Genomic DNA, 24069 nt, shown 5'->3' with positions numbered 1-24069 from the left:
CCCCTTCCATCGACCAACTCCGGCCCTCCACCGCTCACTTCACTTCGCGTCCGCATAACACTCCACCACCGCCGTGGTGAACGGGAACCGCACCGGCGTCTCCCCGAACGTCAGTCGCCCGGCCAGGTCGGACGCCTCCCGGATGGCCCGGACGACCGTCTCCGCCTCCTCCTCGGGACAGTGCACGATCACCTCGTCGTGCTGGAAGAACACCAGCTCGGCCGCCATCCCCGCACACGCCTGCCGCAGCGCGGCGAGCAACAGCAGCGCCCAGTCCGCCGCGCTCCCCTGGACGACGAAGTTCCGGGCGAACCGTCCCCGCGCGCGGGCGTTGGTGGACGCATACCCCGGCACCCACTCACCCCCGGCTCCGGCCCCGCCCGCGGCCTCACCCGGTTCGTCCTGCGGGATGCCCGCCTCCTCCACCGCGTCCTCGCCCGCGCCGGCCGCCGGCGGACAGGTCCGCCCCAGCCAGGTCCGCACGAGCCGCCCCTCCTCACCGGCCCGCGCCGCGTCGTCGACGTAGGCCACCGCCCTGGGGAACCGGCGTCTGAGCGCGGCGAGGTTCTTCAGGCCGTCGCCGGAGGTCTGCCCGTACACCGCGCCCAGCACGGCGAGCTTGGCCTGGTCGCGGTTGCCGGAGAAGGCCCGGTCCGACACCGACTGGTACAGGTCGGTCTCCCGCCCGGCCACCTCCATCAGCCCCGGGTCGCGGGAGATGGCGGCCAGCACCCTCGGCTCCATCTGGTCGGCGTCCGCGACGACGAGCCGCCAGCCGGCGTCGGCGACGACGGCACGCCGGATCACCTTGGGGATCTGGAGCGCGCCGCCGCCGTTGGTGACCCACCGCCCCGTGACGGTCCCGCCCGCCATGAACTCCGGCCGGAACCGCCCCTCCCGCACCCAGTCCTGCAGCCAGGACCAGCCGTGCGCGACCCAGATGCGGTACAGCTTCTTGTACTCGACCAGCGGTTTCACGGCCGGATGGTCGAGGGACTGGATCTCCCACCGCCGGGTGGACTTCACCTTGATCCCGGCCTGCGCGAAGGCCTTGATGACATCGGCCGGGAGATCGGGCCGTACCCGCCGCCCGAAGGCCGCCGACACCTCGTCCGCGAGCTCGGCGAGCTTCCGGGGCTCACCACCGCCCGCGTAGCGCTCGCCGAGCAGTTCGTGCAGCACGTGACGGTGCACCTCGGCGCTCCAGGGCAGCCCGGCGCGGTTCATCTCGGCGGCGACCAGCGTCCCCGCCGACTCGGCCGCGGTCAGCAGCCGCATGCGGTCCGGGTGCGCGGTCGTGTCGTGCCGGCGCTGCTGTTCGGCGTACACCTCGACGAGGTCGGAGAGCGGCACCTGGGTGGCGCGGGGCTCGAAAAGGGAGGACTGCGAGCCCGGTTCGGCGGAACGCTGGGGTGGATCGGGCGGTACGGGCCCGCCACGCAGCCGCGCCAGGGCGGCAGCGGCCGACCGGGGCTCCCCGGACCGCCCCTCGTGCCCGAGCAGCAGGGTCTCGGCGTCCTCGACGTCGTAGCACCGCTCGACTCGCACCCCCGCGGCGAGCAGACGCGGATACACCTCGGCCGTGGACCGCCACACCCACCGCGCGACCTCCGGCCGCCCCCGCACGGCCTCCGCGAGATCCGCCTCCCACCGCACCGGCCCCGCGAGCACCCCGCCGGGACCGAGGGGGGCGACCTCCACGCCACCGTCCTCGGTCGGAGCGAGCGCCCACCGATCGACCATGCCGCGAGTCTCGCACCCACCACTGACAACGCCCCGGCTCAGAGCGGACCGGCCTGTCGGTGGGCGCCCGGGATTTCCCGGAAAGGCACCAACCGTCGGACCAGGCCGTCCGAGGGCCCGGGTCTTCCCGGAACACGGCGCGGATCGGTCGCAGCCCGGCTCGTCCCCGCCCGTCCGGTTCGATGGGCAGGCCCAGGACCAGGTGGGCGGGGAGGTCCTCGGTGCTGCCGGCCGGCTTGGCCGCGTCGTGGGCCGCCATCACCACGTTGCGGGCCCGCAGCGTGTACCGGCTGAAGCCTCCCTGGCTCGGGTCGAGCTCGGCCGACTCCTTCGGCACGAACCGCTTCTGCGCGGTCTGCCGGGTGACTCCCATGCTCCGCCCGATGTCGGTCCAGGACGCACCGGAGCGCCGGGCCCGGTCCACGAAGTGGCCGATCAGATGGTCGGCCACCTCGCCCAGGTGATCGGCGGCGATCACCGCGTCCTGGAGCTGTTCGAGGGGTTCCTGGTGGACCCGTTTGATCGCCGCGATGAGTTCGTCGAGACGTACGGATGACGTGCAGCTCGGGTTCGTCGACATATGTCAACCGTAGATTGACAGTGAAGGGGTTTAAACCCTGCGTTGACACCCCGCTCCTCATACGCGCGCGTGCCCAGTTCGACGAGTCCCGCGAAACCCGGTGTGGCGTGTGAAGGAACGGTGATTGACTCAGCTGCCATGACCACGACCACGCCGACGACGAACGCCACCCCCGCGCCGGCCGGGGCTCCCGCCCCCGTCGCCGACGTCCCCGCGGTCCTCGACGAGACGGTCCGCCTCCTCACCGAGCAGTACGTCTTCCCGGACGTCGCCGAGCAACTGGCCGCGCTGCTGCGCCGGCGCCTGGCGGAGGGGGCGTACGACGTGGAGAGCGCCGAGGAACTCGGCGCTCTGGTCACCGCGGACCTGCAGTCCGTCAACGGCGATCCGCATCTGCGCCTCAAGTACCACCCCGAGCAGGTGCCACAGGGCCAGGGCGAGGCCGCGCTGGCCGCGATGCGCCGCGCCTTCGACGCCTCGCTGGGAGGCGTCCCGCGCGTGCAGCGGCTGGACGGCGGCACGGCCCTCCTCGAACTGGCCCCCGCCCTCTTCCCGCTCGCCTGGTCCGCCGAGCCGCTGGCCGCCGCGCTCACCCTGATCGCCCCGGCCGAGGCCCTGATCCTGGACCTCAGGGCCAACGGCGGCGGCGACCCGGACACCGTCGCCTTCGTCTGCAGCTACCTCCTGGACGAACGCACCCACCTCAACACCATGTACACGCGCGCGGGCGAGCGGCACGAGCAGTCCTGGACCGTGCCGCACGTCCCCGGCGCCCGCTTCGGCGGCACCAAGCCGGTCTACGTCCTCACCGCTTCCCGCACCTTCTCCGGTGCCGAGGAACTCGCCTACGACCTCCAGCAGCTGGGCCGCGCGGTCGTCGTGGGGGAGGCCACCCGCGGCGGTGCCCACCCGCGCGAGGGCTGGACCGTCCATCCGAACCTGGAGGCCACCGTCCCGGTGGCCCGCGCGATCAACCCCGTCTCCGGCACCAACTGGGAGGGCACCGGCGTTCACCCCGACATCCCGTGCCCGGCGCCCGACGCCCTGGACCGGGCCCTGACCCTGCTCCACGGCTAGCTTGCTAGCGCCCACCGACACGACCGCCCCGCCCACCTAGCCCTCCCCGACCGACGAAGCGGCATCGCCCACGGCACCGTCGGCCTGCACAGGGCACCCGAGACCGCGCGACCGGCGGACCGCTCGCCCTCGCAACCGCCCCCACCCACCCAGCCAACCGGCACCGCCCCGCGCCCGGTTGTCAGTCCCGCATGTCACGATCGAAGAGTGAGCACCACGTCCAGCACCAGAACCGTCGACAAGGCGTTCCGGGCCGCCCTGTACGCCGATTCCGACTCCGCCCTCGACACCGGCGCGTCCCTGCTCGCCGCCGACCCCGCCGCCGACGCCGAACTGGCCCGCCGCGGCCGGGAGTTCATGGCCTCGGCCTGGCAGCGCGGCTGGCAGCCCGCCGACGTGATCCGCATCGTCCGGCGCGACCTGGACGACGTACACGTACGCCTGGCGTCGGCACTCGTCCGCGAGCAGGCGCCGTACGACCGCCCCCGCGGCCCCCGCTGGACCGCACAGCTGGACGAGCTCACCACGGACGCCACCGACGCCCCGGAGACCCCGCCGCGCACCGACCGCTTCTCGCACGCGACCACCCTCCTGGAGCTGTACCGCCTGCTGCTGCGCCTGCCGACCCTCGAACCCGTCGACGAGCGCGATCACGACGACAAGCCCGGCGCGGCCCGCCGCACCGGCCCCGAGTCCCGCATGCTCACCCGCATCCGCGCCCTGCTCGCCAAGGCCGAGGCGACCGGGTTCCCGGACGAGGCGGAGGCGCTCACCGCCAAGGCGCAGGAACTGACGGCGCGTTACAGCATCGACGAGGCGCTGCTCGCGGCGCGCGCGCCCGCCCCGGACGCCCCGGGCGCCTGCCGGATCGGCGTCGAGCCGCCGTACGAACAGGCCAAGGCGGTCCTCCTGGACGCGGTCGCCACCGCCAACCACTGCCGGACCGTGTGGAACGAACCCTTCGCCTTCTCCACGGTCGTCGGCTTCGAGGCCGACCTGGAGGCGGTCGAGCTGCTCTACACCTCGCTGCTCGTGCAGGCCACGCACGCGATGACGAAGGCCGAGGCGGCCCAGCGCGCGGGCGGCCGCAGACGCACCAAGACCTTCCGTCAGTCCTTCTTCGCCGCCTACGCCCACCGCATGGGCATACGCCTCGCCGCGGCCGCCGAGACCCAGGTGACCGACGACCTGCTCCCGGTCCTCGCCTCCCGTGAGGTCGCCGTCACCGCGCACGCGGACCGCATGTTCCCGAACACGACCACGACCCGGCTGCGCGGCGTGACCGACGCGGCGGGCTGGACGGAGGGCGCCGAGGCCGCGGACCGGGCGCGGATGGGCACCCGGCCCCGGCTCCCGTGAACCGACGTCAGTCGCCGGCCTGGGTGAAGGCGCTGACCGAGGCGATCACGTTGCCGACGTCGCCCTTGGCGGCCACGGACCCGTACGACCACTTGAAGCTCTGCGTCTTGGACGAGCCGGGCAGGGAGATCTGCAGCGTGTCCGCGTCGAGGCTGAGCTTGTCGCCCTTCTTGCCGCGCTGGTAGGTGATGGTGAAGGTGGCCGCCTCATTCTTGCCGAGGGTCAGCTTCTGGGCCTTGGCGCCCTTCTCGGCCGGAAGGGAGTCGTTGATCCCGCGCTGCGCCAGAGCGACGCCTGGCAAGTCGTCCAGAGTGCACTTGGTGTCCCGGTTGGTCACGGTGACCGGTACCTGACCGGTGTCGCCCACGGACGGTGCGACGCTGGCCGGGCCGACGTGCACGGCTACCCGGTCGAGCGAGCAGGCGCTGCTGTCCTTGCTGTCGGCGCTGCCGCCACCGTCGTCGCAGCCGGTCAGAAGCAGGGCCGCGGCAAGGGCGGCGACGGTGAGAGGGATGGCGCGCATATGGGTCCTTGGTTCTTCGGGTGCGTCAGGGCGTGACGCCGCTGATCGAGTCCATGGATCATCACGCACGAATCCATGAACCGGTTGCCGGCCGCGCCCCGCGAACGAACCGTTCGCCGGCTACTGCCCGAGGCTCGCCGTCGGCAGCCCCGACGGTAGCTGCCCGCCCTCCGCCTTGGTGTAGTTCTCCTTGCCGAGACTGCCCGACCAGGTGATCTTCAGTGCGTTCTTGCTGACGGACTCGACCATCCCCGTGGCCCGCTCCTTGTTGCCGTTCGTGCAGGTCAGGTGGATCATCTCCATCCCGGCCTCCTTGCCGGCGGTCCCGCTGCACACGGCCCCGCCGGTCGAGAAGAGGCCGGCCTGCTTGCCGGTGATGACCAGGGCGACCGCCTTGCCGCCGGTCGTGGCGAGCCAGTTGCCCTGCAGATCGTCGGAGGCGCTGGTCGCCGAGCCGCTGCCGCCGCCCGTGTCCGCGGTCGAGCCCGAGGAGGCCGACGTGCTCGGGGTGGACGAGGAGTCGTCCTGGGAGCCGCCGCCGCTGCACGCGGTCAGCACGAGCGCACCCGCCAGACCCGCGGCAGCCGCGGCGATGCGCACCCGCCGGCGCGACACCGTGCGAGAGGGACGCGTGAAGGTCGCCGAATTCACTGGTAGCTCCCAAGCAGTAGCGGGCCGTGGCGGGCGGCACGGCCGGCTGGCCGAAACGCCCGCAGCAAGCTACCAGGGCCGACCGTCCGTCCCATGGGGACCGGCTGTGAGATTCACGAGACCCACCAGACACACGCGGGCGCCGCATGGGCGCGAGAAACCACGACGGTGCCGCACCCGCGACACGCGGACTGGACCAATCTTCGGAATCTGGAACACGAGAGCCGCCGTACGCGTCTCTTCCTAGTGGATGCATGTCGTGCGGGTTCCGGGGCACACGCCGGAACAGATACCACCCCGTACGTCACATCTGTAACCACAGCACCACCCCCCGTGCACGTGCATCTGCTCATGCATCTGCACGTGAACAGGGCTATGATCCGGACCAGTTGACCTCTGCATCACTGGCCCCAAGGCCACCGCACCACCGGGGAGCGACCTGTGGACCACGACGTGTACAACGACGTGTACAACGGCATGGCAGCCACGGAGCTGAACGGGGTGGCCTGGCAGAAGAGCCGGCACAGCAACTCGCAGGGCTCCTGCGTGGAGTTCGCCCGGCTTCCCGGCGGCGACGTGGCCGTCCGCAACTCCCGATTCCCCGACGGCCCTGCCCTCGTCTACACACGCGCGGAGATCGAGGCGATGCTGCTCGGCGTCAAGGACGGCGAGTTCGACCACCTGGTGGGCTGACCGGCCGGCCAGGCCCATCGCACGGAACGACGCCGTAACGCGCGTAGAACCGCGGCGTCAGAAAACGCCGCGGCACCTCACTCCTCGGCCCCCGGCTGCGACAGCGGCGGCTGAGGCAGCCGGAACAGCGCCCAGACCACCTTCCCGCCGAGCGTCCCCGCCAGCGGATGCCAGCCCCAGCCGTCGGCGAACGAGTCGACGAGGAACAGCCCACGCCCCGACTCGGCCGAGAAGTCCTCCGCCTCACGCTCGACCGGGCTCTCCTGGCTGGGGTCGCGCACCGCGCACACCAGCCGCTCGGTCCACCGCATCAAATGCAGCCGTACGGCCGGGTGTTGGTCCGCGACGCACACCGCACCCGCCGGCAGCGCATGTCGCAGCGCGTTGGTCACCAGCTCGGAAACGACCAGGCACACATCGTCGAAGCGCTCGCCGATCTCCCACTGGTCCAGCGTCTTCCGCGTGAAGACTCTCGCCTCGCGCACCGCTTCGAAGCGGGCGGGAAGGGCGCAGGACGCGGCGCTGGACACGGCCGCGGGATCCAGCGGCGGAAGGCCCTGCCGTAACGGCTCGAGCATGGTCGATCCATTCGTCCCCATGCGAGGCACTCCCGGGAATTCGCGGTCCAAGCGTGCACGATGCAGCGGTTGCGCGAGACCATGGTCTTGGATGCGCGGTGCAGATGCAAGGTGCAGATGCACGTGCACGTGACCGAATTGGACCCTCCGGTACCGTTTCTTGGTCATTTTTTCCGCCATCTTCTCTCCCCCTACTTGCCAACTCCTTCCTGCTTCCTGTGCAGAATCTCTGACTTCTTTCCTTCTCTGTAATCGGACGAGTACTGCTCGGAGTGATTTAGTGGCAGACTCTGGCCCCTGAAGCGGTTGGGGAGGCTGGCGAACGTGAGCGTGGGAGAGCCCGGATCGGTGGTGCGGCGCATGCTGCTCGGGTCACAACTCAGGCGGCTGCGCGAGTCGCGCGGCATCACGCGCGAGGCGGCGGGTTACTCGATCCGCGCCTCGGAGTCGAAGATCAGCCGGATGGAGCTGGGCCGGGTGAGCTTCAAGACACGGGACGTGGAAGACCTGCTGACCCTGTACGGCATCACAGACGAGGCGGAGCGCACCCAACTCCTCTCCCTCGCCCGGGAGGCCAACGTGACGGGTTGGTGGCACAGCTACTCGGACGTCCTGCCGAGCTGGTTCCCCACTTATGTGGGTCTCGAGGGCGCCGCGTCCCTCATTCGGGCGTACGAGGTGCAGTTCGTGCACGGACTGCTGCAGACCGAGGCGTATGCACGTGCAGTCGTCCGGCGCGGAATGAAGGGCGCGAGCAGGGCCGAGATCGAGAAGCGGGTCGCCGTGCGCCTGGAGCGCCAGAAGTACCTCGTCTCCGAGAACGCCCCCGACTTCCACATCGTCCTCGACGAGGCGGCGCTGCGACGCCCGTACGGCGACCGCGAGGTGATGCGCGGTCAGCTCCAGCACCTGATCGAGGTGTCCGAGCATCCGAACGTGCGGCTGCAGGTGATGCCGTTCGGCTTCGGCGGTCACTCTGGCGAGAGCGGCGCCTTCACGATCCTCTCCTTCACGGAGTCGGACCTGACGGACGTCGTCTATCTCGAACAGCTCACCAGCGCGCTCTACTTGGACAAGCGCGAGGACGTCGCCCAGTACGAGAAGGCTCTCAAGGAACTCCAGCAGGACAGCCCCGGTCCGGACGAGAGCCGCGATCTTCTACGCGGCCTCCTCCAACTCTCCTAGGGTTCTCCCCATAACTTCGCTCACAGTCCCCAACTCACTTGCATCACAAGTACGATGACAAGTGATCAGCCCGTGATGTAGATCGCGTGTCTGCTAGTGATTTGGGGATCACATGTCGTCGTACTTCACCGACCTGGCCCAGCAGTACATCGACGGTGAGTGGCGCCCGGGGACGGGTTCCTGGGACATCATCAACTTCAACCCGTACGACGGCGAGAAGCTGGCGTCGATCACCATAGCCACGGTCGACGAGGTCGACGAGGCGTACCAGGCGGCGGCCCGCGCGCAGAAGCAGTGGGCGAAGACCAATCCGTACGCCCGCCGCGCGGTCTTCGAGAAGGCGCTGCGTCTGATCGAGGAGCGCGAGCAGGAGATCACCGAGGTGATCATCGCAGAGCTCGGCGGTACGCATCTGAAAGCCGGCTTCGAACTCCACCTGGCCAAGGAGTTCCTGCGCGAGTCGATCCAGTGGGCCCTGCGCCCCGAGGGCAAGATCCTCCCCTCCCCGGTGGACGGCAAGGAGAACCGCGTCTACCGCGTCCCGGTCGGCGTCGTGGGCGTGATCAGCCCCTTCAACTTCCCCTTCCTCCTCTCGATCAAGTCGGTGGCGCCGGCCCTGGCGCTCGGCAACGCCGTGGTCCTCAAGCCCCACCAGAACACGCCGATCACCGGCGGCTCCCTGGTCGCGAAGATCTTCGAGGACGCGGGCCTGCCGGCCGGCCTCCTGAACGTCGTCATCACGGACATCGCGGAGATCGGCGACGCCTTCATCGAGCACCCGATCCCGAAGGTCATCTCCTTCACCGGCTCCGACAAGGTCGGCCGCCATGTGGCCACCGTCTGCGCCTCGCACTTCAAGCGCTCGATCCTCGAACTCGGCGGCAACAGCGCCATCGTGGTCCTCGACGACGCCGACCTCGACTACGCGGTCGACGCGGCGGTCTTCAGCCGCTACGTCCACCAGGGCCAGGTCTGCATGGCGGCCAACCGCGTCCTGGTGGACCGCTCGATCGCCGACGAGTTCACCGAGAAGTTCGTCGCCAAGGTGAGGACCCTGAAGGTCGGCGACCCGAGCGACCCGCAGACCGTCATCGGCCCGCTGATCAACTCCTCGCAGGCGGAGGCGATTTCGGCCACCGTCGAGCAGGCGATCGCCGGGGGCGCGACGGCCCTGCTGCACGGCACGACCACCGACAACCTGGTCGAGCCCTCCGTCCTGACCGGCGTCCCCGCCGACTCGCCCCTCCTCCACCAGGAGGTCTTCGGCCCGGTCGCCTTCGTCATCCCCTTCGACGGCGAGGAGGAGGCGGTACGCATCGCGAACGACACCCCGTACGGCCTCAGCGGCGCCGTCCACACCGGCGACATCGAGCGGGGCGTCAACTTCGCCAAGCAGATCGACAGCGGTATGTTCCACGTCAACGACGGCACCGTCCACGACGAGCCGATCGTCCCCTTCGGCGGCGAGAAGAGCTCCGGCGTCGGCCGCCTGAACGGCGAAGGCACCGTTGAGTGCTTCACCACCCAGAAGTGGATCTCGGTGCAGCACGGCCGGAGCGGCTTCCCGTTCTGATTTCTTGAGTACGACCGCGTGGACCGGGCCATTGAGGACAGGATCTGACCTCGATGGCCCGTAGCTTCGTCGATGTCAGGCAGGGGGACCGACCTCCTGCCCCCGGCGAAAGGCGACGGTCATGGTCACCCACGTACCGGCAGAGGCGCAGGGCGACGAGCGCGGTGCGCTCCTCGCGTTCATCGAGGAACAGCGCGGCGGAATCCGGCGGGCGCTGCTCGGACTGACCGCGGAGCAGGCCGCGAGCAAGCCGAGTGCGAGCAAGCTCTCCCTCTCCGGCCTGCTCAAGCACGTCGTCGAGGTCGAGCAGAGCTGGATCGCGCGTGCCAAGCAGGAGCCGCCGGCGATCCAGCGCGACGAGACCAACTGGCACGAGACCTTCCAGCTCGTCGACGGCGAGACCGTCGAGTCGCAGCTCGCGTACTGGGAGAAGGTCGCCGCCGAGACCGAGGCCTACATCCGCTCGGTGCCGAGCCTGGACGACACCTTCCCGCTGCCGCCGGACCCGTGGTTCCCGCCGGAGGGCCGTGTCTCCGTGCGCTGGCTCTGTCTGCACCTGATCCGCGAGACCGCCCGGCACGCAGGACACGCCGACATCATCCGGGAGTCGCTGGACGGCGCCACCGCCTTCGAGCTGGTGGCGAAGGAACGGGGCACGTCCTGGGGCTGACCTCCCGCGGCCTACGCTGGCCCCATGTCAGCGATCCGCCTGCTCGTGCTCGGCGCGGTCCGCCAGCACGGGCGGGCCCACGGCTACCAGGTGCGGGGCGACCTGGAGTACTGGGGCGCGCACGAGTGGTCCAACGCCCGGCCGGGCTCGGTCTACCACGCGCTCAAGCAGCTGGCGAAGCAAGGGCTTCTGCACGCGCACGAGATCGCTCCGTCCACGGCCGGCGGTCCGCCGCGCACGGAGTACGAGATCACCGAGGCCGGCACCGACGAGTACCTCCGCCTGCTGCGGGAGGCGCTGGCCTCCTACGACCAGCGGACGGACCTGAAGTCGGCGGCCATCGGCTTCATGCTCGACCTGCCGCGCGCCGAGGTGGTGTCCCTCCTGGCGGAGCGCATCCGCCGCATCGAGGAGTGGCGCGGCTCCGTCACCGAGCACTACATCCCCGAGGACGGCCCCGAACAGCTCGGCCACATCGGCGAGATCATGAACCTCTGGGTCCATACGGCCGACGCCGAGGCCGGGTGGACCCGGGGCCTGATCGGCCGGATCGCGGGCGGGGCGTACACCTTCGCGGGGGAGGGCGAGCCGTTCGTCGGGGTCCTGGCCGACGGCCGGGAGAACCCGTACGCGACGGGAGAGCGGCACCCGGAGGACGAGCGCTGACCCGCTCGGGCCCTAGTGATGGAAGCCCGTCGCCGTCCCCTTGTCTCTCGTGAACGGATGCGGCTGTCGGCGCAGCTCCGGCAGGAAGCGGGTCAGCTCCTCCACGAAGAGGTCGGCGAGGTCGGCCGAGAAGCCGTTGCGGCAGACGACCCGGAGCACGGAGAGGTCCTCGCGGTTCGGCGGGAAGGTGTAGGCGGGGACCAGCCAGCCGCTCTCGCGCATCCGCCGGGAGACGTCGAAGACGTCGTACGAGTCCACGCCCTCAGCCGTGGTGAAGGCGAAGACGGGCAGTTCGTCGCCTCTCGTCAGCAGGCGGAAGTCGCCGAGCGCCTCGATGCGTTCGGCGATGCCCATGGCCACGTCCCGCGAGGTCTGCTGCACCGCCCGGTAGCCGTCGCGGCCCAGTCGCAGGAAGGTGTAGTACTGCGCGACCACCTGGGCCCCGGGGCGTGAGAAGTTGAGGGCGAAGGTGGGCATGTCGCCGCCCAAGTAGTTGACGCGGAAGACCAGTTCCTCCGGCAGCGCCTCCTTGTCGCGCCACAGCGCCCAGCCGACGCCCGGGTAGACCAGCCCGTACTTGTGCCCCGAGGTGTTGATGGACGCCACGCGCGGGAGGCGGAAGTCCCAGACCAGGTCCTCGTCGAGGAAGGGCGCGACCATGCCGCCGGACGCGCCGTCGACGTGTACCGGGATGTCCAGGCCCGTGCGCTCCTGGAGGGCGTCGAGGGCCGCGCAGAGGTCGGCGATGGGCTCGTAGGAGCCGTCGAAGGTGGAGCCGAGGACGCCGACGACCCCGATGGTGTTCTCGTCGCAGAGCTCGGCGGCGGCCTGGGGGTCGAGGTGGAAACGGTCGCCCTCCATGGGCACCTGTCGGGCCTCCACCTCCCAGAAGTTGCAGAACTTGTCCCAGCAGACCTGGACGTTGACCCCCATGACCAGGTTCGGGCGGGCGCCCGGCGACTGGTTCCGCTTGCTCCACCGGCGCTTGAGCGCCATTCCGGCGAGCATGCACGCCTCGCTCGACCCGGTCGTCGAACAGCCCACGGCCGCGGCCGGATCCGGCGCGTGCCACAGGTCGGCGAGCATCGCCACACAACGGCGCTCCAGCTCGGCGGTGCGCGGGTACTCGTCCTTGTCGATCATGTTCTTGTCCCGGCACTCCGCCATCAGGACGCCGGCCTGCGGCTCCATCCAGGTGGTGACGAAAGTGGCCAGGTTCAGCCGGGAGTTGCCGTCCAGCATCAGCTCGTCGTGCACCAGCTGGTACGCCGCCGTCGGCGCCATGGGGGAGTCCGGCAGCCGGTGCCTGGGCGGGGCCTCGGTCATGCCGCCGAGCGGATTGGCCTCGCCGTAGAAGGGGTTGACGGACAGCAGGCGCTCGTCGGGCTTGTCGGGACCTTTGTGGAGCGGCATGGACGATCTCCCTCGTGTCGTCTGAAGAACGGCTGTCGGCGGACCGGAGTTCCGTCGTCCCGCAACTGCATCGGGGGCCGGCCGGTCACCAGCAGCCAGGGGGGCAGCGGGGCCAGGCGGGTGACGGCCGGCAGCATGCCGAGCACGCCCGCGGCGACACCGAGCCCCGGATACACGGCCGCCACGAGCGCGTGCCGCCCAGCCCGAAGGCGGCCGTGCGCGCCCAGTCCGAAGGCGGCCCCCCACGAACACCGCCGGAAAGATCCGCCCGCCGCGGAAACCGCAGGCGCGGCGACCAGCAGAGCCGCGTGCTTCACCACCGCCATCCCCACGAAGCCGCGACCTCGTCCAGCCCTCTGAAGAGCGTCAGATGCCCGCCCAGGGCCCCAGCAGCCCCAGCACGACTCCGCCGACCGCAAGCGCCACCACGGGGTGCCCGAGACGCCGTCTTCCGGCGCCCAGCCGCGCTGCCCGAACGCGGGCAGATGCAGATCGAAGGTCGGACGCGCCACCAGAGTGGTCGTCAGGGCCCCTGCGCCGACCGCGGCCAACGGCCCGAAGACGTTGTCCCACGGCAGCCCCTTCAGCTGCCACCCGGCCGACATCGGATTCCTCCAGAGCACCGTGCTGCACGGACTCCGCCGCCGCGCTCACTCCGAGGAACAGCAGGCTCGCGATCACACCCACGACGAGAGCGGGGAGGATCAGCGGCAGCGGCACGCGCGTGTGGCCGACGGAACGCTGGGCGCCCGCTGGGTTCCGTCGCGGAGCCGGTCTTCGGAATCCGGCTTGCACCTCACGCGACGTGAGGGCCCACCGTGGAGCGCGTACCGAGAAGGGAGCGGACGAAGTGAGTCACTCGGCAGGACAGGACGGCTACTCCGTGGGACGGGTCGCGGGCTTCGCCGGCGTCACGGTGCGCACGCTGCACCACTACGACGCCATCGGCCTGCTCGTCCCGAGCGAGCGCAGCCACGCGGGCCACCGGCGCTACAGCGAGGCCGACCTCGACCGGCTGCAGCAGATCCTGTTCTACCGGGAACTCGGCTTCCCGCTCGAGGAGGTCGCGGCCCTGCTCGACGACCCGGAGACGGACCCGCGCGCGCATCTGCGCCGCCGGCACGAGCTGCTGACCGCCCGGATCGAGAAGCTGCAGAAGATGGCCGAGGCCGTGGAGCACGCCATGGAGGCACGCAAGATGGGCATCAACCTCACCCCCGAGGAGCGGTTCGAGGTCTTCGGCGACAAGGACCCCGAGCAGTACGCCGAGGAGGCGGAAGCGCGCTGGGGCGGCACGGAGGCGTACGCCGAGTCGCAGCGCCGGGCCGCCCGCTACACCAAGGCGGACTGGAAACGTCTGCAGGCCGAAGTGGACGACTGGAGCGAGCGTTACGCCGCCCTGGTGGCCGCCGACGAACCGCCGACCGGCGAGGCGGCGATGGACCTGGCCGAGGAGCACCGCCTGCACATCCACAGGTGGTTCTACGAGTGCCCGTACGAGATGCATCAGTGCCTCGCCGGCATGTACGTGTCCGACGAGCGCTTCAAGGCGTTCTACGACTCCATGCACCCGGGTCTGGCCGAGCACCTCAGGGACGCGATCACGGCGAACGCGTCCCGGCACACCTCGTGACCCTCCTGGTCCGGAGGATCACTCCCGGGCGATGACCACGGCCGTCCCGTACGCGCACACCTCGGTCCCCACGTCGGCCGCCTCGGTCACGTCGAACCGGAACATCAGCACGGCGTTCGCGCCACGCGCGCGTGCCTGCTCGACGAGCCGCTCCATGGCCTGGTTCCGGGTCTGCACGAGCGTCTTGGTGAGCCCCTTGAGCTCACCGCCGATCATCGACTTCAGCCCCGCGCCGATCTGGCTGCCGAGGTGCCGGGAGCGCACGGTGAGCCCGAACACCTCACCCAGCACCTCCTGAACCCGGAATCCGGGGACGTCGTTCGTGGTGACGACCAGTACGTCCGGCTGGGGCCCCTGGCCGCCGCCGTATTCATCGATGCCCATAACCTCACAGCTTTGTCCCAGGCGGCCCACAGTGCATCCTGGAGACACCGGTGGAACCTGGGGCGGACACATTGCGTTGATAGCTTTGAGCCCCCGGAAGGACGCCGTACCTTCCCCACCTCTCAGGAGCCCGGAACCGTGACGACGATTGCCCTCGGCCCGAGCTGGCTGGATCCGAACCACCTTCTGGACACGTTCGGCATCTGGGGCCTGCTCCTCATCGTCTTCGCGGAGTCGGGCCTGCTCATCGGCTTCTTCCTGCCGGGCGACTCCCTGCTCTTCACCACCGGCCTGCTGATCACGTCGAACCAGATGGACTTCCCCCTGTGGGGAGCGATCGCGCTGATCTGCCTCGCCGCGATCCTCGGTGACCAGGCGGGCTACATGTTCGGCAAGAAGGTCGGCCCGTCGCTCTTCAACCGCCCGGACTCCCGCCTCTTCAAGCAGGAGAACGTGGTCAAGGCCCACGAGTTCTTCGAGAAGTACGGCCCGAAGTCCCTGGTCCTGGCCCGCTTCGTGCCCATCGTGCGCACGTTCACGCCGATCATCGCCGGCGTCAGCGGTATGAAGTACCGCTCGTTCCTGACGTTCAACGTCGTCGGCGGCGTTCTCTGGGGAGCGGGCGTCACCCTGCTCGGCTCCTGGCTCGGCAAGATCGACTTCGTGAACAAGAACATCGAGGCGATCCTGATCCTGATCGTCTTCGTCTCGGTGATCCCGATCATCATCGAGTTCCTGAGGGCCCGCTCGAAGAACAAGAAGGGCGACCAGGAGCCGTCGGCTCCGCTCCGGCACCAGGCCCCGCCGGTGATGGACGACGCGACGACCCAACTGCGCCGCATCCCGCCGACCGAGCCCACCTACCAGCAGCCCCAGCAGCCGCCGCACAACAACCCCGACCAGCAGTACGTACAGCAGTACCCCCAGCAATACCCCCAGCAGACGTACCAGCAGCCTCAGTACGGCGACCAGCAGCAGTACCCGTACAACCAGAACCAGGGTTACTAGAAACCCCGGGTCCGCTTCGCCGCCCGGCGCCTGGCGGTGGACGCGCCCGGAACCCGCAGGAACAGCCGCGAGATCTCCGACCCCAGATTGACCCCGATGGCGATGGCCATGGCGAGAGACGCCGCCGTCGCCAACGACACCAACCCCTTGTCGATGTCGTTCTGGGCGATCGCCAACAACCCGAAGTACGTCGAGGAACCCGGCAGCAGCGGCCCGATCGCCGCCGTCGTGTACGGCAACGCGGACGCGAACCGATACCGGGACAGCAACTGCCCGAACAGCCCCACCAACCCGGCCGCCACGGCCGTAGAGGCAACCGGAGACAACCCGCCGGGGTAGTGCAGGGCGCCGTACACACACCACGCCACGCCGCCGTTCAGCGTCACCCACAGCACGGTCGACCGCTCCTGCTGCAGCAGCACCGCGAACGTCAGCGACAGCAGCATCGACGCGCCGATCTGCCACCACGGCCGCTCGGTGATCGTCACGGCCACGTCGGGATTCAGCTTGGCGTCGAGGTTCACCCCGAAGTACAGGACGACCAGCACACCCGTCACGATCCCGACGAACAGGTAGACGACCTCCAGCAGCCGCGCCGACGCGGTGATGTAGAACCCGGTCAGCCCGTCCTGTACGCCCGCCACCAGCGCCCGCCCCGGCAGCAGCGCGAACAGCCCGCCGGTGATGACGGCGGAGGCCTTCACGTCGACGTGGGCGACCGTCAGCGCGACCCCTATGGTCGCCGGCGGCATCGCGGCGATCGTGAACTGGTAGAACTCCGGCAGCCCGCGCCCCGCGCACAGCCACGCCAGCCGGTCGCCGAGCATCGCGCCCAGCATGGCCGCGAAGAAGACCATCACGTCACCGCCGACGAGCACGGAGGCGGCGCCCGCGAGCAGCCCGCTGGCGCCCGTCAGGACCCAGGTGGGGTACGGGTGCCGGTTGCGGCGGATCTCGGCGAGACGGCGGTACGCCTCCTCCAGGGAGATGTGGCTCTCCGGGTCGCTGAGGTCGTCCACCAGCCGGAACACGGCCGCGAGCCGCGTGTAGTCGGTGGCCCGGCGCCGCACGGTCCGGGAGGCCGTCACCGGGTCGTCGACCAGGGACGGCTGGTAGGAGATCGACAGCAGGGTGAAGGTGACGTTCGGCTCGCAGCGGTCGAGGCCGTACGAGCGGCAGACCGCGAACATCGCGGCCTCCACGTCCTCCGCGCCCTCGCCGCCCGCCAGCAGCAACTCCCCGATACGCAGCGTGAGATCGAGCACGCGCGGGACGGCGGGGCCGCCCTCCTCAGCCTTGGGCCCCGGCTCCGGTGCGGGCCGCTCGGCCACCGGCATGCGCAGCATCGTGCGCATCCGGTCCTGCCAGGGCACGTCCTTGGTGAGGCTGACGACCGGTACGCCGGTCGCCGGGGTGAAGGCGACGGGGGCCTGTTTGGAGCTGTAGGTGCTCGGCAGCGTGAACGCCGAGCCCTCGGACTCGGCCGTCGACGGCTGAGGGACGTCCAGCCCGTCCGGGACGGCGAACTCGGAGGTGGTCTCCGGTTCGACGACGACCCTGGGGGCGGCGAACCCCGCCGGAATGGCGAACTCCGAGGTGATCTCGGGATCGAACGTGCTCCTGGCCTCGTCCGACTGAGGCTTGCGGTATTCCGCCTCCGTCACTTGAGTAACGCTCCCTGTACGACGCGTGCAGCTACGCCAGTATGCGCACAGATACGCAAACGGGCCGCACGCGTACGCGTGCGGCCCGGGAACACTCGTGGGGGCTCAGTGGCCGCCGGACTCCTTGAAGCGCTTGTACGACCGCTCGATCTCGACCTCGGCGTCGACCCGGCCCACCCAGTTGGCGCCCTCGACGGACTTGCCGGGCTCCAGGTCCTTGTAGACCTCGAAGAAGTGCTGGATCTCCAGGCGGTCGAACTCGGAGACGTGGTGGATGTCACGCAGGTGCTCCACCCGCGGGTCCGTCGCCGGCACGCACAGCAGCTTGTCGTCGCCGCCGGCCTCGTCCGTCATCCGGAACATGCCGATCGCACGGCACTTGATGAGGCAGCCCGGGAAGGTCGGCTCGTCCAGGATGACGAGCGCGTCCAGCGGGTCGCCGTCCTCGCCGAGGGTGTTCTCGACGAAGCCGTAGTCGGTCGGGTAGGCGGTCGAGGTGAAGAGTCGACGGTCCAGGCGGATCCGACCGGTCTCGTGGTCCACCTCGTACTTGTTCCGCGAACCCTTCGGGATCTCGATCGTGACGTCGAACTCCACCGGTGGCTCCTCCATGATCAGCACATAGTTCTGGTGGTTAAGTGTCCCTCACGCACGTGTGTGATCGCGAAAGGGGCTGGTCGTCGTGCCTGAACTGAGGCCTTGGCGGGCCGCGAGACCGCATGTGGCGCGGGCCGCGAACGCCGTACGACCGCATCTGGCACGGGCCGCCGGGACCGTACGCCCGCATCTCGAACGAGCCACGAACGCGGTGCGCCCCCAGCTCCAACGAGCGGCGAACGCCACGCGACCGCGTCTCGAACAGGCTGCGGCCGCCGCGAAACCGCACCTTGCGCGGGTACGGATCACCGGGCCGAAGACCGTCCGGACCTGGCAGTACACCGCGGGCGCCGCCACCGCCGGAGTGGCGCTGGCCGTCACCGTGGCGACCGCTGCCGGCCCCTGGGACTCCACCGGTCAGCGTACGGCCGAGGCGGACCGCGCGGTCGCCCTGGAACGCACGGGTGGCGCAGATCACGGCCGTAATTCCGATACATCCGGATCGCCCGATACGGCGGCGGGGGCGCCCAAGCCCGCCCCGAGCGCCGCATCCGTCCTGGTCGGCCTCGGAGGCTCCACGAACACCGTGAAGTCGGCCCCGACCGGCCCGGCCCTCTCCGACGTCCTCGGCCCCCTTCTCGGCGAGGCGGCGCTCGGTACCCGCCACACCGCCGCGGTCGTCGACGTGGCCACCGGAAAGCGCCTCTACGGCACCGGAGCCGACGACGCCCTCACTCCCGCCTCCACCACGAAGATCGCCACCGCGGTCGCCGCCCTCTCCGCGATGGGCGCCGACCACCGCCTCACCACCCGCACGGCCCTGGAACCCGACACCAGGGAACTCGTCCTGGTCGGCGGCGGCGACCCGACCCTCACCGCGCACAAGGAGTCCGACGGCTGGGCGAGCCTGCGCGACCTGGCGAACAGCACGGCGGCCGCTCTGAAGAAGCGCGGCATCAGCCAGGTCACGCTCTCCTACGACACCACCCTCTACGCCGGTCCCGTACTGCACCCGATCGGTCTCAACGACAACCTCGCGCCCGTCAGCGCCCTGATGGCCGACGAGGGCCGCACGGACGATTCCATGAGCGGCACGGCCACGCGCGTGACGGACCCGTCGGCGGACGCGGCCCGCAAGTTCGCCGAATTCCTGGCCGGCGACGGCATCAGGACCACCTCCCCGGGCCCCTCCAAGGCGACGACCCGCGCGGAGTCCCTGGCCTCGGTCTCCTCGCCCCCGCTGTCGGCCCTGGTCGAGCGCATGCTGACCAACTCCGACAACGACATCGCCGAGGCCCTGGCCCGTCAGACGGCACTGGCGACGGGGGAGCGGGCGAGCTTCGACGGCGGAGCGTCGGCGATCGCGAAGCAACTGAGGAAACTTCAACTGCCTCTGAACGGCGCCCGGTTCCACGACGGCAGCGGCCTGAACCGCGACGACCGGCTCACGGCCGACCTGCTCACGGCCCTGCTGGTGAAGGCGGGCGACACGGCCCACCCCGAACTTCGCCCGGTCCTGACCGGCCTTCCGGTGGCGGGCTTCACCGGCACGCTGACCAGCCGTTACACGGACGGCGCGGCAGGCGTCGTACGCGCGAAGACGGGCACCCTCACGGGCGTGAACACCTTGGCGGGAACGGTCGTCGACCAGGACGGCCGGCTGCTGGCGTTCGCGTTCCTGGCGTCCGACACGAGCAGCCCCATGGCGGCGCAGTCGGCGCTCGACCGTACGGCGACGGCGCTGGCGGCCTGCGGCTGCCGTTGACAACCGCACCGCGCACCTCACGCACCCCGCACGGCCTGCCCCAAGTGCGAACGCTCACGTACGGTTGACGCATGACGAGCATCGGTGGTGCCGAGATGGTCGACTGGAATCTCGCGGTGGCGACCGCGACCCGGCTCGTGCGTCCGGGCCCGGACGTGAGCCGCGACGAGGCCCGAGAGGTCGTCGCGGAACTGCGCCGACATGCCAAGGCCTCGGAGGAACACGTCCGGGGCTTCACTCGTATGGGGACCGAGGAGACCCACGACACCCCGATCCTGGTCGTCGACCGCCCCGGCTGGGTCCGGGCGAACGTCGCCGGCTTCCGGGAGATCCTCAAGCCCCTCCTCGACAAGATGCAGGAGCGGCGCGGCAGCACCCCCGGCGGTGCGGTCCTCGGCGCGGTCGGCGGCAAGGTCACCGGCGTCGAGCTGGGCATGCTGCTGTCGTTCCTGTCCTCCCGGGTTCTCGGCCAGTACGAGACCTTCGCCCCGGCGACCCGCGAGCTGCCGGCCGGCGAGAACGGCGGCGGCCGCCTGCTCCTCGTGGCGCCGAACATCGTGCACGTGGAGCGCGAACTCGACGTGCAGCCCCACGACTTCCGCCTCTGGGTCTGCCTGCACGAGGAGACGCACCGCACGCAGTTCAGCGCGGTGCCCTGGCTGCGTGACCACCTCGAGGGTGAAATCCAGTCGTTCTTGGGAGAGACCGACGTCGACCCCATGACCGTCCTGGAGCGCATCCGCGAGGCGGCGCAATCGCTTGCCGGCGGGCGGCCCGAGGGCGAGGAGGACGACGGCGGACGGTCCTTCGTCGAGATCGTGCAGACGCCGGCCCAGCGGGAGATCCTCGGGCGGCTCACCGCGGTCATGTCACTCCTGGAAGGCCACGCCGACTTCGTGATGGACGGGGTCGGTCCGGCCGTCGTGCCGTCCGTCTCCGAGATCCGGGAGAAGTTCCAGCAGCGCCGCGCGAAGGGCGCCTCGCGGCTGGACATGGCCCTGCGCAAGCTGCTGGGTCTGGACGCCAAGCTCAGGCAGTACCGGGACGGCGAACGGTTCGTACGGGCCGTCGTCGACCAGGTCGGCATGGACGGCTTCAACCGGGTGTGGACCTCACCCAACACCCTCCCCACCAAGACGGAGATCGCCAAACCGGCGGACTGGGTCGCGCGGGTGCACCGCAAGAGTGAGTCATGAACGCCGTGGGAAGGTCGTGAACCGAATCCGGCCGACGGCAGGCAAACGCCCCTCGAATCACCCGTCCGAGGGACCGTGAGCGATGGGTAGGCGTGCGATGCTCGGGGAACGCCCCGGTTCTGTCACCATCTACACACTCTGAGTGACCGGCCTCGGGTTCACCCCCCGAAAACTTCATGAAGGGAACCGGACATGGGTCCCCATCCTGCGGTCGCGGCGATACGCCTGGCGGTCCGCCGCGCCCTCCACGACATCCTCAACGAAGCGGGCCGTGCGGCCGCCTACCGCGACACCGCCGCGGACGGTCCCACGGCGCCCGACAGCCGTACGCCCGCGCACGACCCCGCGACCGGAGCGCCCCCCGCCTCCGGCGACACCCCGCACGAGCACCGGCGCGCGCCGCTCGTGCTCGTGGCGTGCTCCGGCGGCGCCGACTCCATGGCCCTCGCCTCCGCCCTCGCGTTCGAGGCCCCCAAGCTCGGCGTCCGCGCCGGCGGCGTCACCGTCGACCACGGCCTGCAGCCCGGCTCCGACCTGCGCGCCGAAGAGGTCGCCCTGAGACTGCGCGAACTCGGCCTCGACCCCGTCGACTCCGTCGCCGTGACCGTCGGCCGCGAAGGCGGCCCCGAGGCCGCCGCCCGCGACGCCCGCTACGCCGCCCTGGACGCCGCCGCCGACCGCCACGGCGCCACCGCTATCCTCCTCGGCCACACCCGCGACGACCAGGCCGAAACCGTCCTGCTCGGCCTCGCCCGCGGCTCCGGCATCCGCTCCCTGTCCGGGATGGCCGCGGTCTCGGGGGCCGACGGCCGTTACCGCCGCCCCTTCCTCCAGCTCGACCGGCAGACCGCCCGCAAGGCCTGCATGGTCCAGTCGCTGCCCGTCTGGGACGACCCGCACAACGCCGATCCGGCGTACACCCGCTCCCGGCTGCGCCACGAGGGCCTGCCCGCCCTGGAGAAGGCCCTCGGCAAGGGCGTCGTCGAGGCTCTCGCCCGCACCGCCCAGCTCTCCCGCGACGACGCCGACGCCCTGGACGCCTGGGCCCGCCAGGCCGCGGCCTCCGTACGCGACACCGAAGGCCTCCTGGAGTGCGCCAAGCTCTACGCCCTGCCGCCCGCCGTGCGCCGCCGCATCCTGCGCCGCGCCGCCATCGAGGCAGGGGCGCCCGCCGGGTCGCTGTTCGCCCGCCATATCGAGGAAGTCGACCGGCTGATCACCGGCTGGCGCGGCCAGGGAGCCATCAATCTCCCGGGCAAGGTCGTCGCCCAGCGTCAGGGTGGCAGACTGGTGATTCGGCAAGGCTGAATCTCATCCCCCTCTGCGGGGATCCGGGCTCCCTTCTCAGGGCCCGAGCGGCCGGTGGGACGACCGAAAGTGACGTGGGTGGACGCGAAAGACATGGGTGCCGACCTCAAAGAGGTGCTCATCACCAAGGAAGAGATCGACGCGAGGCTGGTCCAGCTGGCCGCGAAGATCGACGCGGAGTACGCGGGCAAGGACCTGCTCATCGTCGGTGTCCTCAAGGGCGCGGTGATGGTCATGGCCGACCTCGCGCGGGCGCTGTCCACCCCCGTCACCATGGACTGGATGGCCGTGTCGTCGTACGGCGCGGGCACCCAGTCCTCCGGCGTGGTGCGGATCCTCAAGGACCTCGACACCGACATCAAGGGCAAGCACGTCCTGATCGTCGAGGACATCATCGACTCGGGACTGACCCTGTCCTGGCTGATCAACAACCTCGGCTCGCGCGAGCCCGAGTCCCTGAAGATCTGCACCCTGCTGCGCAAGCCGGACGCCGCGAAGGTCGCCATCGACGTCGAGTGGGTCGGTTTCGACATCCCGAACGAGTTCGTGGTGGGCTACGGCCTCGACTACAGCGAGAAGTACCGCAACCTCCCGTTCGTCGGTACGCTCGCGCCCCACGTCTACGGCGGCTGAGCGGCCGCCGGCACGGCGGCTCGGCCAAGAGAGCCGTCTTTGTAGGACGATCGGGAACCCCGGCGGGTTTCGCGCCGTTGGAGCAAGCAGAGACGGATCCGACAGCCGTCCGAGCCGCTTCGTGCGACTTCGGGCAACAAAGCTGGGGTACCGTCGGAAGAACTGTCTTATCAAACTCACTATGGCAGGAGGGACGGGGCGACATCGCTCCGTATGGATGGACGTGAAGCGATACTTCCGTGGGCCGGTCATGTGGATCGTGCTGGCCGTCCTTGCCGTGGTCGTGTTGATGCAGGTCGTCGGCTCGTCCGGCGGCTACAAGACGGTGGACACTGGCCAGGTCGTCGCAGCGATCAACGACAACAAGGTGGAATCGGCCAAGCTGACCACCGGCGACGAGCAGACCGTCAAGGTCCAGCTCAAGGACGGCGTAAAGGTCGAGGGCAGCTCGAAGATCCAGGCGAGCTACATCGGCGACCAGGGCGTGACCATCGCCAACACGCTGCAGACCAAGTACCAGGACAAGCAGATCCCGGACGGCTACACCGTTTCGCCGTCCAAGCAGAACCCGTTCCTCGGCATCCTGCTCTCCCTGCTCCCCTTCGTCCTGATCGTGGTCGTCTTCCTGTTCCTGATGAATCAGATGCAGGGCGGCGGCTCCCGGGTCATGAACTTCGGGAAGTCCAAGGCCAAGCTCATCACCAAGGACACCCCCAAGACGACCTTCTCCGACGTCGCGGGCTGTGACGAGGCCGTCGAGGAACTCCACGAGATCAAGGAGTTCCTGCAGGAGCCGGCGAAGTTCCAGGCCGTCGGCGCCAAGATCCCCAAGGGCGTGCTCCTCTACGGCCGCCCCGGTACCGGCAAGACGCTGCTCGCGCGTGCCGTCGCCGGTGAGGCCGGGGTCCCCTTCTACTCGATCTCCGGTTCCGACTTCGTCGAGATGTTCGTCGGTGTCGGTGCCTCCCGGGTCCGTGACCTCTTCGAGCAGGCCAAGGCGAACGCCCCGGCGATCGTCTTCGTCGACGAGATCGACGCGGTCGGCCGCCATCGCGGCGCCGGCCTCGGCGGCGGTCACGACGAGCGCGCCCCGAGGGCCACCGCCCGCTCGGCCAGCCCCACCGTCACCCGCAGAATGTCGTCCATGACGTCGTCGTATGTCACCCGATG

General features: G+C 70.1%; 22 protein-coding genes and 2 pseudogenes. 14 read left to right on the top strand and 10 right to left on the bottom strand.

What is annotated here, in order from left to right:
- Nucleotides 1–39: 39 nt before the first annotated feature.
- Nucleotides 40–1743, bottom strand: a complete 1704-nt coding sequence (locus ACWC09_RS32425; RefSeq protein WP_450854482.1) for a bifunctional 3'-5' exonuclease/DNA polymerase — start codon at nucleotides 1741–1743, stop codon at nucleotides 40–42.
- 169 nt (nucleotides 1744–1912) lie between these two features.
- Nucleotides 1913–2323: pseudogene (locus tag ACWC09_RS32420) on the bottom strand (Clp protease N-terminal domain-containing protein); the annotation flags it as partial.
- A gap of 138 nt (nucleotides 2324–2461) precedes the next feature.
- Between ACWC09_RS32420 and ACWC09_RS32415 the strand changes: the two are divergent.
- Together ACWC09_RS32415 and ACWC09_RS32410 are read left to right on the top strand one after the other, a co-directional pair.
- On the top strand, nucleotides 2462–3400 hold the full coding sequence (locus tag ACWC09_RS32415; protein ID WP_450854481.1) for a S41 family peptidase: 939 nt from the start codon (nucleotides 2462–2464) through the stop codon (nucleotides 3398–3400).
- Between the two features lie 207 nt (nucleotides 3401–3607).
- Nucleotides 3608–4759 (top strand): DUF2786 domain-containing protein, encoded by a 1152-nt coding sequence (locus tag ACWC09_RS32410; protein ID WP_450854480.1) that lies wholly within the window; start codon nucleotides 3608–3610, stop codon nucleotides 4757–4759.
- Nucleotides 4760–4766: 7 nt separating this feature from the next.
- Here the strand turns inward: ACWC09_RS32410 and ACWC09_RS32405 are convergent, their stop codons facing one another.
- Nucleotides 4767–5282: a DUF4232 domain-containing protein gene (locus tag ACWC09_RS32405; protein WP_450854479.1), complete on the bottom strand. Its 516-nt coding sequence runs from the start codon at nucleotides 5280–5282 to the stop codon at nucleotides 4767–4769.
- Nucleotides 5283–5402: 120 nt separating this feature from the next.
- Nucleotides 5403–5933, bottom strand: a complete 531-nt coding sequence (locus tag ACWC09_RS32400; RefSeq protein WP_450854478.1) for a hypothetical protein — start codon at nucleotides 5931–5933, stop codon at nucleotides 5403–5405.
- Between the two features lie 441 nt (nucleotides 5934–6374).
- On the opposite strand from ACWC09_RS32400, the gene ACWC09_RS32395 reads away from it, so the two are divergent.
- Entirely contained in the window at nucleotides 6375–6626 is a 252-nt protein-coding gene (locus ACWC09_RS32395) for a DUF397 domain-containing protein (RefSeq protein ID WP_356351317.1), read from the top strand.
- 77 nt (nucleotides 6627–6703) lie between these two features.
- Here ACWC09_RS32395 and ACWC09_RS32390 read toward each other — a convergent pair whose 3' ends face one another.
- Nucleotides 6704–7225, bottom strand: coding sequence for an ATP-binding protein (locus tag ACWC09_RS32390; protein ID WP_450854477.1), 522 nt, complete (start codon nucleotides 7223–7225; stop codon nucleotides 6704–6706).
- Nucleotides 7226–7564: 339 nt separating this feature from the next.
- Between ACWC09_RS32390 and ACWC09_RS32385 the strand changes: the two genes are divergently transcribed.
- The 4 genes from ACWC09_RS32385 to ACWC09_RS32370 all read left to right on the top strand — a co-directional run bounded on the left by ACWC09_RS32385 (nucleotide 7565) and on the right by ACWC09_RS32370 (nucleotide 11298).
- Nucleotides 7565–8389 carry a helix-turn-helix domain-containing protein gene (locus ACWC09_RS32385; protein ID WP_450854535.1) on the top strand — a complete coding sequence of 275 codons (825 nt, stop codon included), beginning with the start codon at nucleotides 7565–7567 and terminating at the stop codon, nucleotides 8387–8389.
- A 112-nt stretch (nucleotides 8390–8501) separates the two neighbouring features.
- Nucleotides 8502–9962 carry an aldehyde dehydrogenase family protein gene (locus ACWC09_RS32380; RefSeq protein ID WP_450854476.1) on the top strand — a complete coding sequence of 487 codons (1461 nt, stop codon included), beginning with the start codon at nucleotides 8502–8504 and terminating at the stop codon, nucleotides 9960–9962.
- 121 nt (nucleotides 9963–10083) lie between these two features.
- Nucleotides 10084–10632, top strand: a complete 549-nt coding sequence (locus tag ACWC09_RS32375; protein WP_450854475.1) for a DinB family protein — start codon at nucleotides 10084–10086, stop codon at nucleotides 10630–10632.
- Between the two features lie 24 nt (nucleotides 10633–10656).
- Nucleotides 10657–11298, top strand: coding sequence for a PadR family transcriptional regulator (locus tag ACWC09_RS32370; protein ID WP_450854474.1), 642 nt, complete (start codon nucleotides 10657–10659; stop codon nucleotides 11296–11298).
- A gap of 12 nt (nucleotides 11299–11310) precedes the next feature.
- On the opposite strand, the gene ACWC09_RS32365 is transcribed toward ACWC09_RS32370, so the two are convergent.
- Together ACWC09_RS32365 and ACWC09_RS32360 are read right to left on the bottom strand one after the other, a co-directional pair.
- The gene (locus ACWC09_RS32365; RefSeq protein ID WP_450854473.1) at nucleotides 11311–12711 is read right to left on the bottom strand and encodes a glutamate decarboxylase; all 1401 of its coding nucleotides are present in this window, start codon (nucleotides 12709–12711) and stop codon (nucleotides 11311–11313) included.
- 38 nt (nucleotides 12712–12749) lie between these two features.
- Nucleotides 12750–13349, bottom strand: a pseudogene (locus ACWC09_RS32360) (ion channel protein); the annotation flags it as partial.
- A 212-nt stretch (nucleotides 13350–13561) separates the two neighbouring features.
- Between ACWC09_RS32360 and ACWC09_RS32355 the strand changes: the two are divergent.
- Nucleotides 13562–14344, top strand: a complete 783-nt coding sequence (locus ACWC09_RS32355) for a MerR family transcriptional regulator (RefSeq protein WP_450854472.1) — start codon at nucleotides 13562–13564, stop codon at nucleotides 14342–14344.
- An 18-nt stretch (nucleotides 14345–14362) separates the two neighbouring features.
- On the opposite strand, the gene ACWC09_RS32350 is transcribed toward ACWC09_RS32355, so the two are convergent.
- Nucleotides 14363–14728 (bottom strand): YbjQ family protein, encoded by a 366-nt coding sequence (locus tag ACWC09_RS32350; protein ID WP_450854471.1) that lies wholly within the window; start codon nucleotides 14726–14728, stop codon nucleotides 14363–14365.
- Nucleotides 14729–14866: 138 nt separating this feature from the next.
- Between ACWC09_RS32350 and ACWC09_RS32345 the strand changes: the two genes are divergently transcribed.
- Nucleotides 14867–15736, top strand: coding sequence for a DedA family protein (locus ACWC09_RS32345; protein ID WP_450854470.1), 870 nt, complete (start codon nucleotides 14867–14869; stop codon nucleotides 15734–15736).
- Here ACWC09_RS32345 and ACWC09_RS32340 read toward each other — a convergent pair.
- A complete protein-coding gene (locus tag ACWC09_RS32340) occupies nucleotides 15733–17400 on the bottom strand; it encodes a threonine/serine ThrE exporter family protein (RefSeq protein ID WP_450854469.1) in 1668 nt (555 codons plus the stop codon). The two genes, ACWC09_RS32345 and ACWC09_RS32340, sit on opposite strands and share 4 nt — an antisense overlap.
- Before the next feature lie 105 nt (nucleotides 17401–17505).
- Nucleotides 17506–17997, bottom strand: coding sequence for an inorganic diphosphatase (locus ACWC09_RS32335; protein WP_194078292.1), 492 nt, complete (start codon nucleotides 17995–17997; stop codon nucleotides 17506–17508).
- An 85-nt stretch (nucleotides 17998–18082) separates the two neighbouring features.
- Here ACWC09_RS32335 and dacB point away from each other — a divergent pair, with 85 nt between their 5' ends.
- The 5 genes from dacB to ACWC09_RS32310 form a co-directional block, all read left to right on the top strand.
- Nucleotides 18083–19762 carry a D-alanyl-D-alanine carboxypeptidase/D-alanyl-D-alanine endopeptidase gene (gene dacB / locus ACWC09_RS32330; protein ID WP_450854468.1) on the top strand — a complete coding sequence of 560 codons (1680 nt, stop codon included), beginning with the start codon at nucleotides 18083–18085 and terminating at the stop codon, nucleotides 19760–19762.
- Between the two features lie 71 nt (nucleotides 19763–19833).
- Nucleotides 19834–20958: a zinc-dependent metalloprotease gene (locus ACWC09_RS32325; protein WP_450854467.1), complete on the top strand. Its 1125-nt coding sequence runs from the start codon at nucleotides 19834–19836 to the stop codon at nucleotides 20956–20958.
- Nucleotides 20959–21150: 192 nt separating this feature from the next.
- Nucleotides 21151–22266, top strand: coding sequence for a tRNA lysidine(34) synthetase TilS (gene tilS, locus ACWC09_RS32320; protein WP_450854466.1), 1116 nt, complete (start codon nucleotides 21151–21153; stop codon nucleotides 22264–22266).
- 93 nt (nucleotides 22267–22359) lie between these two features.
- Nucleotides 22360–22899: a hypoxanthine phosphoribosyltransferase gene (gene hpt / locus ACWC09_RS32315; RefSeq protein WP_450854534.1), complete on the top strand. Its 540-nt coding sequence runs from the start codon at nucleotides 22360–22362 to the stop codon at nucleotides 22897–22899.
- A gap of 217 nt (nucleotides 22900–23116) precedes the next feature.
- A partial coding sequence (locus ACWC09_RS32310) for an ATP-dependent metallopeptidase FtsH/Yme1/Tma family protein (RefSeq protein ID WP_450854465.1) occupies nucleotides 23117–24069 on the top strand: 953 nt, incomplete at its 3' end.

The organism is Streptomyces sp. NPDC001617, from assembly GCF_053596855.1.
This window is presented reverse-complemented; position numbering and strand designations above follow the sequence as displayed.